Below are 12,528 nucleotides of genomic sequence, written 5' to 3'. Positions count from 1 at the left end.
AATCAAAAAATTATAAAAAGATTCCAAGTAAAATGGCCATTAAGACGATAAAAGGTGCCGGAACTTTTGTGGTTAGTAATAATAATACCGTAACTAACGTTACTGACATATTTATAAAAGTAAATCCACTTCTTTGTACCATCGTAATAGCTGAAGCCAAAATTAACCCACAAGCCACCGGTGCAATGCCACTGATGGATAATTTTATTGCTTTAATTCCTTTTAATTGTTCCCAAACTGGATAAACAAAAAAAGATTAATAAAATACCGGGTAAAAATATCCCAATGCCACCTACAATCGCACCCATTAATTGGCCTACCCAGCCTAATGAACGAGCAGCCATACCTCCAGCATACGCTGAAAAACTAAACATCGGACCGGGCATTCCCTGAACAATACCAAAACCGGTTAAAAACTCATCATTTGTCATGTATTGATGAACTTCCACTAAATCATTATGCATTAAAGGCACAACCACTTGTCCACCACCAATGACTAAATAACCATATCGATAATAACTCTCTAATAATTTGATAATTAAATTATCAAATAAAAAATTTAATACGATTAATCCCAGTGCAAAAACGAAAAATAGTATTAAATAGTGCCACGGAGGAGTAATCGAAACATGGTTAAAAATCCCCTCTTCCTTAGATGCCCAAACAGCAATAATTCCACCTAAAATAAGTACTAACGGAAAGACCCAAGGCGCTTTAAAAAAAATATGTGACGACTGCGCCCAATAAAAATAATCCTACCGTAAGATTTGAATTAATGACCTTACGTCCAATATTATAAATAGCCACTAAAATAAAACCCACCGCCATTGGTCCAACAAAACGGAAAATGTCTGCCGACACATTCATTGCTTTGGCAAATTGCCCAAAAAAAGACAGTGCCGTCATAATGACTAAAACAGGAAGTGACCAAACAACCATGGTTAACAACGCTAGTGGAACACCACCCATTTTATAGCCCATGGCAATAATTGTCTGCGTAGAACTTGGCCCTGGAAGAATTGAAGTTAATGCAATCAACTCCGTTAATTCTTCCTCTGTCACACATTGCTTCTTTACCACCATTTGATCTGAAAATACACCATAATGGGCTTCCGGCCCTCCATAAGCACCTAGAGAACAAATAAAAACATCTTTTAGAAATGTCAGATGCGTCGATTTCATTGAGTAACCTCCAGTGAAATAGTTAAATGACAGAAATAGGCTTCTATCTCCTCAATTATAGCATGGAAGAAACGAATTGCCTTATGATGCTTTTTAATAAGAATAATAGCAGTTATAAATAAAATAATTATTTTCCAAATAAAAAAATCTTAGACCAAGGGATTATATCCTCCGATCTATGACTAAACTGTTTTATTAATTATTCCCCGTTTAATAACCAAGAAACTTCAAATGGATCATCGAACATTCCAAATAGTTCAGTCCATTCTGTTTTTCCTAATGGTAGAGTAATCGTGCAACCTAATTCTTTCGCTTTAGCTTCTAATTCTTTAACGTCATTCACTTCATGTTCATTCTTTAAATCAAATACAATTGAAATATTTTGACCAGACATATCAATTGGCATATTGCCCCAAGTGTCTGAACAGTAAATACGTTCACCTAATATATTGAATTGCGCATTCATCACGAAGTCTGGATTCGCTTCTCCAGCCATTGGTGAGTCAGCAAAACTCGGATCCGATGCTTTAACAATTTGAATATCAGCTGCGCCTAATTTTTCATAAAATGCTAATGCTTCTAATGAGTGTTGAAAATTTAAATACGGTACTACTTTTACCAAAAGGACCACCTTTTTTCTAAAGTTGACTTAACGTCAACTCATTATAGCATTCAAAAATAAGTTAGAATAGTAGTTTGTAAAATTTATTTGTGTTCCTTTGCAAGTCGCTTGTTATACTCAATTTCAATAAATTCAGGTAAGTAATTAGGCGTACAACCTTTTGATACCCTCATCCCTTTATAAAGTTCAGTCTCTTCACCAAGTTGAACACATCGCGCTCGGTATTGATCTTCATAAACACCAATCCAACCCGCAACAAAATTCATGGCCCATTGAACCACAGCTTCTTCATCCATAATTGTTTGCTCAATAATCGAAAGAAGCTCGCCTGAATTTTCAGGTGAAGTTTTCCCTTTCCAACGACGTCTCCCCTCAAAATACCAATAGGTGCGTCGTTGAAGAGGCAATTTGCTCTCACACCACGATTCAATCAATTGGACTAATTTTTTTGATTTCGTTAATTGATTAGCAAATAACCAATCCATTAAATGAGTTTGTTCATTTTTATCATGAATCGCCATATCCTCAACTAAAGAATTTACTTTTGCTTCATCTAACTCTTTATTATCCATAATTAAAATGGCTAATTGTCTCGGTTTAGACAAAGCTTATGACCATAATTCCATTGCTAATAAATGATCTTTTTTATCTCTTTAGCAATCTTACGTAAATCCCTAATTTTGTGGAATCATCGATTGACTTTAAAATAATTTGTACATTTTCAGATAACGGTTTATTGTTTTCCGTTTTCATTCCCTCTTTTACTTATGATAGGCATGTGCGTACCAATCGTAACTGCGGTTTTTAGACTTTTATGATTGCTTCGACTATAGAAATTTTTATTAATCACAATTTTTTATAATGTTCACGTTCTCTACTATATAATAATCCTCACAAATGAAATCTCCATATTCGTTAGATAATTGAGGATAGTTTGAATTTTCTATAAAAATATCAGGCGTAAGGGAAACGATCAGAATTTGCTTTAAATTCTTTCCACTATCAATCAGGTCATCTATTTCGTCATTTTTATCGACCCGAATTAATTCTTTTTCAGCATCAAAAACATATTGATTATCTGTAACTTTAATCGTAATTTCTTTCAAGATATTATTATATAAATCATTTACAAAAAATGGCTTTAACTGAAAAAGAGCTAATATATTTTCTTTATCAACCAGATTCAATTCTCCTAAACTCACAATTCCTTCATTAATGATTTTATTATCATCTACACGCAAAATATTAGCGAACATTTTGAGATGGTTTTGTAGCTGTTGCAATGAATAGAAGCTTTCGATCGCATCATTGTATGTCATTACTACTGTTCCTTTGTCTATATTAATTATAGTTTGATTATCGTCATCAAACTTGGCATTCGTATGTGCTCCAAGATGACGCAACTCACTATAATAAGCATTTTCGACAATTTTAGTAAATTCTGCCAAGGATGCTTCCTTTTTTAGTTTATCTCTAATATCATTTATAACTACTCCTTTTTTAATATTTCCTCTGTTATCTTCATAACGACTAAAGTTTTGATTCAATGGCTCATCTATAAGGCACTGTGTTACCCAAAACAAAATCTTCATTATTTCTGTATTTTCATACGAACTTTGAAAAATACTAAGTAAGGTAGGATTGAACTTGCTTTTTGAGTTTCTATTGAAATCTAATCTATAAGTAGAGTAGCTTCTATTTAATAATCTATCCCAAAAATTTTCATCTTCGTCTATTCTTACTTTTAATTTTAATTTCTTAGCATATGACAAATTATTTAATTGAACCAACACTTCATAATCGACATTGGTGTCGCTAGCTAAAGCTATTTCCGAAGTTAAGGACGAAGTGTAGAAAGTTAAAGCATCAATAGGTTTATTATTAGCTGAAAAATATAACAAAGATTCTGGTATTAAATTTAAATCTAATTTGTCCCGCTTATTTAATGAAGTCAGATGGTGATAATAATATAACTTATCTTCCAGTTTACGGACTTTATCCTCAGAATATTCTAACTCATTCATAATTTTCCCCCTTTTATTTACTTTTTGTGCACTAAACTATAATATCATCTACTTATTGAACTCATGCTCATATTGGTAGTTCCCGAGGCTTATTTGCTATTAATTAGATATACCTCACTTAACTTTCTGAATTGTTTTCATCTAAAATATTTATTACGTATTGTTTATCTGTATTATAATCACCTTATTCATGTACGGTTTCAGTATACTAAATATTTCTGGCTTACTTTTATACTCAAAAATGCTATTGTAACTGTACAAAAATTTTAATAATTTGAATGTTGGATTATATTTGGCTGGTTCTATTCCCATTTTTTGCTTTAAAAATCGTTTAATTATTCTAACTCTTCTTGTTGAAATCCTAATATCTAAAAACAAAATGACGTCAGCTTTATGAAAAGATTGCGATACCCATTTATGATGAACACCCTCAATTATCCACTTTTTAGAGGTCACAATTTTATTTAAATAAGAATTTCTTTCTTTTTCTGTTCGCTTAATATCTCCTGTATCAGATCTTTTGCACACAACATTATCTAGTTCATAAAAAGGAATATTGAATTGGTCTGATAATTTTTTGCAAAGTTGTTTTGCCATTTCCTATTTAACCTATAATGTGTACCTTATTCAAAGTAACTTTACTGTTTTCCATAAAATAACTACCTCCAAAGCAAATGAATTTCATGCCAATAACATTTATTCTAGATAGTAATTATTATACTCATCTATTAACGATTCGCCTTATAGTAATTTTTAAGATTCAATTTACCCTTAACTAATTTAATCATAATATTTACATTATTTCTGACTAAACTAATTTATTATTTCACGTTTAAATTTATTATTTAAGTAACAATAATTTGCATCCTCACCGATGAAATATCTTTATAAAAAGGATCTACAGAATTTTGTTCAATATTTCAACTAATAAATAAGTTCAGAACTTCATCTATTTATGATACGCATGCCCATTGATAATTCTAAACGCTCGATAAATTTGCTCGACCAACACTAAACGCATCAATTGATGAGGTAAAGTTATACGTCCAAAACTCACACTTAAATCAGCCCGCTGCTTTAATTCTTCAGCAAGGCCGAGTGAGCCACCAATAATAAAGGTCACTTTACTATGACCATAGGTCGCATAGTTTTCCAAGGTATTGGCTAATTCTTCAGAGGTTATTAATTTCCCTTCAATTGCTAAAACAATCACTTTGCGATTCGCATCTATTCGAGCACTAATCTTTTCGGCTTCTTTATTTAAAACCAACTGGATTTCATTATCACTCATTGACTCAGCAGTAGCTTCATCGGGCACTTCGAATATTTTAACTTGAGCATAATTACCTAATCTTTTAATATATTCAGCAATACCCTGTTTCAAATATTTTTCTTTTAATTTACCAACACAAATTATTTCAATATTCATTTGATCACCCTTTAATCTTTTCATAATAATCATAGCATTTATTGAAAATATTTTGTATCATTATACTATCGAATGATACATTTGAATGGAGGAAATATTTTGAAACCCACAATTATTGGTGTTTTAGGATTAGGTGTCTTTGGAAGAACTATCGCAAAACAACTTGGCCGTTTTGGCCGTGAGGTAATTGTTGTTGACAAAGACCAACATAACATTGATTTAGTAGCCGATGATGTCACAACAGCCACCATCGGAGACTTTACCGATTATGATTTATTAGAAGATATTGGTATCGCTAATTGTGATGCAGTAGTTGTCGCAACGGGTACTAATTTGGAAAGTGCGGTCCTTGCAGTCATGCACTGTAAACGATTAGGCGTACCTCATATTATTGCCAAAGCACACAGTGCTGTTTTTGAACAAGCCTTAAAAGAATTGGGAGCAACTAAAATTATTTCACCTGAACGTGATTCAGGTAAACGTTTATCTTCTCAACTATTGAGAACTCATATCGGAGAAGTATTGTCACTGGATGATAACACTTCAATCGTTGAATTCTCTGTTCCGGATAAATGGGTAGGCAAATCAATCTTAGCTTTAGAATTACGTAAAAACTACGACATGAACGTCATCGGGTATCGCCCATACAAAGGCGCAAAAATGACTTCAACTTTAAATATTCAAACACCGATTGAAAAGGGAATGATTTTTGTGGCGATTACGGATTCGCATCGATTTGAAGAACATGATTATTTAGATCGTATTAATTAAAATCTATTAATCATCAATATTTCCTATTACTAGCCATAAGGTTTTATGTTAAAAATAATATATGATACGCTCATTTTATGATGATTTTTTATTTATCAACAGGAGTTATGCACAGAAATTGTGGATAACTCTTTTTATTGTCAAAAACCTTTATAAAGCTTGATGCATCATTATTTTCATGTTAACGAAATAGTTACTATTTACAAACTAAGCTTATCAACATAGGAATCTAGTTATCAACAGTTTTCTGTGCATAAGTGTGTGGATAGGTGGTGAAATTAATTATAATTTATTTTTGAACTATCATTATAATTGTTTTTTTGGTATACATTGATCATAAATATATAAAAATGACAGGCCAAAGGCCTGCCGTTAAGAAAAAGGGCATTGATTAAACTTCTTGATTTCTATACATTTTGATAGTTTTCAGTAACAATAATAACAATAAAAGAATTGGTGTGTTGTAAGATGAAATGCAACACACCAAATTCTTATTAAATATTTCTGCTTTAAGTTGAGTTTAGTAGATTATTATTTGCTGAACTTCACTTTCAAACAGAAATGTTGAGTTCAGCTTTGGCATTTACCAATGAACTGCATTTTTAACGAAAAAAATGGAGTTCATGTCAACAAAAAAACGCTAAACTTCAATTCTCTCACTTTCACTCTTACTTACTGATAATACTGTGCCTGTGCACTCCATAATTCCTGGTACTTTCCTTTTTCATTCACCAGTTCTTTGTGTGTGCCTCTTTGTACGATCTCCCCTTGATCAAAAACGAGTATTTCATCGCAGAATTTGGAGCTTGAGAGTCTATGGGAAATATAAAAAGCTGTTTTATCTTTTACTAAGTTATCAAAGTTTTGATATATTTCAAATTCAGTCATTGGGTCCAGTGCAGCGGTCGGCTCATCTAAAATCATAACTGGCGCATCCTTATATAAAGACCGAGCGATGGCTATTTTCTGTTCTTGGCCCCCAGAGACACTGACGCCTGATTCTTCAAATTCTGTTCCCAGGTAGGTTTCTTCCTGATTGGGTAGATTTCTAACGAAGTCGCCTAACCCGACTTTATCTAAGGTAGACAACACTTTCTTTCTATCAAAAGAGGGTTTTACGGAAACGTTTTGTCCCAATGAAAATCCGACTAGATGGTAGTCCTGGAAGACAACGCCAAACAGATTGAAGTATTCTCTTAAATCATACTTATGGGCATCGATTTTATTCATTTTTATTGTCCCTTCACTCGGTTCATATAAACGAGTCAGTAGCTTAATAAACGTTGTTTTACCTGAGCCATTTTCTCCAACTATGGCATACTTTTTACCGACTTCAAACTTTTCAGTGATGTTCTTTAGGACTGTTTCATCTGAGCCGGGATAAGAAAAACTCATATTCTCTATTGCGAAATGATAGTCATTATCTAACCTTTTTTCTACAGGTAAACTGCCGACGACCTCTTCATCAGGCAAGTCCATGAATGCATAATACTGCTCTAATTCACCTGGTGAAGAAATCATCATCATGCCGTGCTGGATAACATCTGGTAAAGCAGAGACCATTTGACTGAGTGCACTGGAAAGTTGAATAATCAAAGCAACAGGTAAAGCTCCGATTAAAACAAGCAAGCCGACATAGGCATAGGTCAAATAGGTCATCACCTGAAATAAGCCGGTAGTAGGGATCATCATGGATCGAAAGCGTTTATAGTTTTCAGACAGTAATCTTCCTGTCTGTTCAGACTCAGCTCTTTTATTTTCGATCATTTTTTCAGTTAATTTGTAGAGGCGCATTTCTTTTCCAGACTTAAAGTCCTGAAGAAGCCCATCTTCATAGAAAAATCGGGCATTAGATTCTTTCAATTCCGCAAGAAGCGCTGTAATTCGTTCGCTTGATTTTTTGGATGACGCGATTTGAATCCATACACTGATTCCAATCAGTAGGAGGAAGACACTAATAATAAGACTCGGACGCATCCACCAGAATCCGTCTGGCAATAAGGCTGTGTCTACTCTAAATAACGGAGTGAGTAAAATACCCCCCCATATAATACTGACCAATCCAGGCATCATTTCTTTTATACGGACATTAATCATTGGAAGTGAAGATTGGCTGCTCATCATATTACGGTTGATGATATCTAATTCTTCTCTTACTTCGGAACTTTCTGCATAATGGTAATGCATAGTTAACATCTTTTTATTTGGTTCAGCAAAGAGTTTTCTCAAAAACAGAGAATCCTCATGAGTGACTAGCGGGTCTATCCATCCAGAAATCAGCTGCAACACCAACAAGATTACTAAATACTGCACGATTAATGAAGGGATCCGGGTCATGTCATTCCTTGTTAAGGCATCCACAATTTGGGTCATATAGATGTAGCCGAAAAAAGGCAAACTGTATCTCGCCAATGAATGGATAAAGAACAGCACATAGTAAGTTTTGCCTATTTTAAACAAATCTTTAAAGGCACGTTTATACACGGTCAGTTTTTCCATTAAATCACCCCTCCTGTAACGACTGGCTCGTCTTCTTCCTCTTTTTCTTCCTTATCATGTTTATAGTAATAAGCTTGTGCTTCGTAAAGCTTAAAGTAATCTTTTTGCTTAGCCATTAATTCTTCGTGCGTTCCGACTTCTGTTATGTCTCCATCTTTGATGTAAATGATGCGATCACAAAAACGAGTTGATGAAAGGCGGTGAGAAATAAAAACAGACAATTTATCTTTAGAAAACTGGAAGTAATCCTGATAAATCTGATGTTCGGCGATGGGATCCAAAGCCGCTGTCGGTTCATCCAGTAAGAGAACGGGTGCGTCTTTATATAAGGCTTGAGCCAGTTTCAGTTTTTGTAACTGCCCTCCGGACAAATTCACTCCATCTGGATAAACGGCGCGCACAATTTTTGTCTCATCTCTCGATTTGAATTTTGAAATGATGTCAGTCAAGCCACTTTGTTTAAGAACACGATTATACTTCAGTTCATCAAAGGGCAAGCCTTGAATGACCGTCTCTTTAATGGAATAGGTCAATAAAAATTTCTCCTGAAATACAGGTGCAAATAAAGCATAATAGTCTGAAATATTAAACTCACTCTGAGCTACTCCGTTAATATAAATTTCTCCACTATCCGGTTTAAGCAAACCGGCAATTAAATTAGACAGCGTCGATTTCCCAGCCCCATTTTCTCCTACTATAGCTAGATTTTCGTAAGGTTTAATGGTTAAAGATACATTATTTATCGTTGGTGTATCATTATTCGGATAAGTATAGGACACATTTTTTAATTCGATGGACAAGGGTTCTTTTGGCAAAGATCTGCCCTCTTCATGGTTAAATACTTGACCCTGAGACATAAAGTCATCATATTTTTTTGTCTCATTTAAACTCGTATTCATTTTACCTATAGCATTGACTAAGGTCATGATGGTTTGAGCCAGGATTGTAACAGACCCGGCAAAGATGACAAAGCTAGAAACCGGAATAGCTCCCGCCGCAATCAATTGAACACTTCTAATATAAGATAAGGCGGATAGACCGATAATCCCTACATTTACCAAGGTGCTTTCTGTCCATGTCACCCTTACTTTCGGTTTGATGATCCGGTGGTATTCCGCAATTGTTTTATCTTCAACTTGCTTGAACCAGTCTTTCATCTGGAAAATCCGTACATCTTTAGTGATACGGGATTCCCCGTACACTTTTCTCAAGTAACGTAATTTTTGGGAATTGGCTGCTTTCGCTTGAAATAATTTGCGGTCCATCTTCACTTGCCATACGTTAAAGAAGACAACGATAAGCAGAAAGACACCTACTAAAACAAGAAACAGAGATTCTAGTTGACTTAATATATTGATATACAAAACAACCCCTAGAAACGAACTCATTAATTCAATGATTTCCGTTACCAATCGGCCAAAAAGGGTCGTATTATTGTCGGTTAATTCACTGGCATTGTTATATCTTTCTTGCGCTTCTTTTCCTATAATGAGCGGATAATCCAGCTTCAAATACTTCGTTTCAATTTTATTTCTCATAAAATCTCTCAAATGGTTCATATTCTCTTCTTGATAAAGCATAAAATAATAGTTACCCATTTGAGCTATTCCAATAAGAACAATAAACACGAGTAGTCTAAGCAAGTACTCCCTAATCGCTACCCCTTCCATTAACCACTGAATCACAAAAGCAGATAAAAGCAATTGGAGTAAGGGTAAGGCCGCGCTAATAAGGGTAGCTAAAAGAATGGCTATAAATACTGTCGGTTTGAATGCATATAATTCCTTCAATAAAATTTTTGAATACTTCATTTTTTCTTTCATCTTCATCACCTCAATCGTATCTTACCAAAAAAAATACACTCCCTATTCAGAAGTGTATGAATGGTTAGTATTTGGTTACGAACGGTTTTTAAGCGGCAACGTCACTTCTGTCGCAAACACGCCATCTTCCCATTTACGGTTGACCATGCCTTGATATCTCTCCACTGCCTGATCAATTCGGTACAAGCCATAGCCTCTTCTATTGATACTTTTTAATGAAAACAGAGAAGGTTTTGGATTCTCTGTCATCGTGTTCGTCACATTAATATACAATGTGTTTTTCATTGGTGCTATGTACAAACGAATAAAATGTTCATCAGAAGAACTGGATTCTTTCTCAGTCGCTTCTATAGCATTGGTCAGCAAGTTACCCAATATAATTGCTAAATCAACATGCTCTACACCCAATTCATTAGGAGCAATGGCTGTCGCATAGAGGGAAATGCCTTTATGTTTAGCAGCTGTCAACTTTGTATTAACGATGGCATCTATCATCGTATTTCCTGTTTGAATGATCGTATCGACTTGATTCAATTCATTGGTAAGCTGTTTAATATACGCATCCAATTCATCCAGACGGTGGTCATTCATTAAGGTGTGCATCACTTGTAAATGATTGCGATAGTCATGACGGATGCCTCTCATCTGTCTATAAATCGTTTCGACTTCTACGCTGTATTGGTCGAGTTCCTTTTCTTGTATTTTATAAAAATCAATGCTCTTTTTTTGCCTAACTATAACTATCCCTGCACTGATAAGGATAATAAGTACGACGGTTAGCCCTATCCAATCAGTCATTGTAAAACACCGCTCCTTTATTAAAGGCAATAAATTTTTCTTGAACTGTTTTGGCGAGACGCCTAGAAACGGGGACAGTTTGTCCGTTGGATAATTCAACATCTGTTTTTAACAGGCGATGGATGTGAGCGACATTGACTAAGTAACTTCGGTGAGTCTGGATAAAGTCAGCATTAAGCTTGTCCTCCAATTCTTTTAAAGGACGAGTGACGGTTATCACTTGATTGTTTAAATGAATCTCACATTCACGTTTAATGACTTCAATGTACAGAATATCATCCAGTAGAAGTTTATGCATCTCACCTTCTGCTTCCAGTGTTAAGGTTTCTTTCACTAAGGGTTTTTTATCGAGATGTCTTTGGATGACTTGCTTAATTTTGTCTCTTTCAATGGGTTTGAGCAGGTAATCCAGGGCCTGCACTTCATAACCTTGAACGGCATATTCGGCGAATGCGGTCGCAAAGACAAGCGTCACTTCATGATCTATTTCTCTTATTTTCTTAGCCACTTCCAACCCATTAATCTGCTTCATCTCGATGTCCAAGAAAACAATATCTAAATCTTTGTTTTCTTCTAACTCAAAAAGAAAGGCTTCTCCACTTGAATAGGAGGATACTTTTGCGTGTAGACCCATTTCTTTGATTGTTTGATTGATTAGTGACTTCATCGCATCGAGTTGAATGTTTTCATCATCTACTATCGCTATGTGTAATTCTTTAGACATTCAGAGCCCTCCTCTTCTCCAATACTCATACTATCCGTTCCACTTGATTTTTCCTAATCATCGTCGTTAGACATAATATAACATAAATGATTGATGGCAATAACAAACAATTAGTGGTTGGTCGTTTTTTTAAGCATTATGGTGTTTATTATTATGGTGTGTTGTAAGATGAAACGCAACACTAAAAAAAGACATGAAGATTTGTTATACTTAAGTCACCACAACATAGTATAAGACTAACTATATAAAGTCAAGTAGAAAACAAAAGAATTTTATGAAAGATAGCAAAAGATAATTTAATAAAAATGAGCATGGCAAATAAGCCTTAATAAAAGGCAATTTAAAAAATGAAGTTAAGCTTGAGGAACAAACTGAGTGTTTGTTTTAAGTAATTTAAATATAACTCTGATTAGCTTTTTAGCAACGTGTGTAAGAGCAACGAAGTGGTGTTTACCATCCTTTCTCTTTCTCTGATAATAATCTTTAAAGCAAGGATCCCTCATAGCTATTAATCTAGAAGCGTTAAGGATAGCCCATCTAAGATAAGGAGAGCCACGTTTAACCATAGAAACACCCGTAGCGATAAATTTACCAGACTGATGAGTGGCTGGATCAAGGCCAGCAAAAGCTTGTAACTGAGCAGGAGTATCAAATCT

The 12,528-nt window shown here is 34.6% G+C and carries 14 protein-coding genes; 1 reads left to right on the top strand and 13 read right to left on the bottom strand.

Going from position 1 to position 12,528, the window contains the following annotated elements:
- Positions 1-10 precede the first annotated feature (10 nt).
- From GSA01S_RS11270 to rlmH, 8 genes are all read right to left on the bottom strand, one after another.
- Positions 11-196, bottom strand: coding sequence for a hypothetical protein (locus GSA01S_RS11270; RefSeq protein ID WP_373276906.1), 186 nt, complete (start codon positions 194-196; stop codon positions 11-13).
- A gap of 16 nt (positions 197-212) precedes the next feature.
- The gene (locus GSA01S_RS11125; protein ID WP_281176418.1) at positions 213-536 is read right to left on the bottom strand and encodes a chromate transporter; all 324 of its coding nucleotides are present in this window, start codon (positions 534-536) and stop codon (positions 213-215) included.
- A 178-nt stretch (positions 537-714) separates the two neighbouring features.
- Entirely contained in the window at positions 715-1,182 is a 468-nt protein-coding gene (locus GSA01S_RS10980) for a chromate transporter (RefSeq protein ID WP_217994636.1), read from the bottom strand.
- Positions 1,183-1,381: 199 nt separating this feature from the next.
- On the bottom strand, positions 1,382-1,804 hold the full coding sequence (locus GSA01S_RS06735; RefSeq protein WP_066126050.1) for a VOC family protein: 423 nt from the start codon (positions 1,802-1,804) through the stop codon (positions 1,382-1,384).
- A gap of 83 nt (positions 1,805-1,887) precedes the next feature.
- A complete protein-coding gene (locus GSA01S_RS06730) occupies positions 1,888-2,409 on the bottom strand; it encodes a DNA alkylation repair protein (RefSeq protein ID WP_245631289.1) in 522 nt (173 codons plus the stop codon).
- Between the two features lie 237 nt (positions 2,410-2,646).
- Entirely contained in the window at positions 2,647-3,828 is a 1,182-nt protein-coding gene (locus GSA01S_RS06725; protein ID WP_066126049.1) for a hypothetical protein, read from the bottom strand.
- A 153-nt stretch (positions 3,829-3,981) separates the two neighbouring features.
- Positions 3,982-4,425 (bottom strand): P-loop NTPase family protein, encoded by a 444-nt coding sequence (locus GSA01S_RS06720; protein WP_217994635.1) that lies wholly within the window; start codon positions 4,423-4,425, stop codon positions 3,982-3,984.
- Between the two features lie 352 nt (positions 4,426-4,777).
- Positions 4,778-5,257: a 23S rRNA (pseudouridine(1915)-N(3))-methyltransferase RlmH gene (gene rlmH / locus GSA01S_RS06715; RefSeq protein ID WP_066126047.1), complete on the bottom strand. Its 480-nt coding sequence runs from the start codon at positions 5,255-5,257 to the stop codon at positions 4,778-4,780.
- Between the two features lie 99 nt (positions 5,258-5,356).
- On the opposite strand from rlmH, the gene GSA01S_RS06710 reads away from it, so the two are divergent.
- Positions 5,357-6,028: a potassium channel family protein gene (locus GSA01S_RS06710; RefSeq protein ID WP_157064787.1), complete on the top strand. Its 672-nt coding sequence runs from the start codon at positions 5,357-5,359 to the stop codon at positions 6,026-6,028.
- Between the two features lie 672 nt (positions 6,029-6,700).
- Here GSA01S_RS06710 and GSA01S_RS06705 read toward each other — a convergent pair.
- From GSA01S_RS06705 to GSA01S_RS06685, 5 genes are all read right to left on the bottom strand, one after another.
- Entirely contained in the window at positions 6,701-8,527 is a 1,827-nt protein-coding gene (locus tag GSA01S_RS06705) for an ABC transporter ATP-binding protein (RefSeq protein ID WP_066126044.1), read from the bottom strand.
- On the bottom strand, positions 8,527-10,350 hold the full coding sequence (locus GSA01S_RS06700; protein ID WP_066126043.1) for an ABC transporter ATP-binding protein: 1,824 nt from the start codon (positions 10,348-10,350) through the stop codon (positions 8,527-8,529). Before GSA01S_RS06700 ends, GSA01S_RS06705 begins: the two co-directional genes overlap by 1 nt.
- Before the next feature lie 75 nt (positions 10,351-10,425).
- The gene (locus tag GSA01S_RS06695) at positions 10,426-11,148 is read right to left on the bottom strand and encodes a sensor histidine kinase (RefSeq protein ID WP_066126041.1); all 723 of its coding nucleotides are present in this window, start codon (positions 11,146-11,148) and stop codon (positions 10,426-10,428) included.
- Positions 11,141-11,872, bottom strand: a complete 732-nt coding sequence (locus tag GSA01S_RS06690; RefSeq protein WP_066126039.1) for a LytR/AlgR family response regulator transcription factor — start codon at positions 11,870-11,872, stop codon at positions 11,141-11,143. Before GSA01S_RS06690 ends, GSA01S_RS06695 begins: the two co-directional genes overlap by 8 nt.
- Before the next feature lie 353 nt (positions 11,873-12,225).
- A partial coding sequence (locus GSA01S_RS06685) for a transposase (RefSeq protein ID WP_157064786.1) occupies positions 12,226-12,528 on the bottom strand: 303 nt, incomplete at its 5' end.

It is taken from the genome of Globicatella sanguinis NBRC 15551 (assembly GCF_001552295.1).
Classification (GTDB): Bacteria; Bacillota; Bacilli; order Lactobacillales; family Aerococcaceae; genus Globicatella; species Globicatella sanguinis.
The sequence above is the reverse complement of the archived record's forward strand: the minus strand, read 5'-3'. Positions and strand labels throughout refer to the sequence as shown.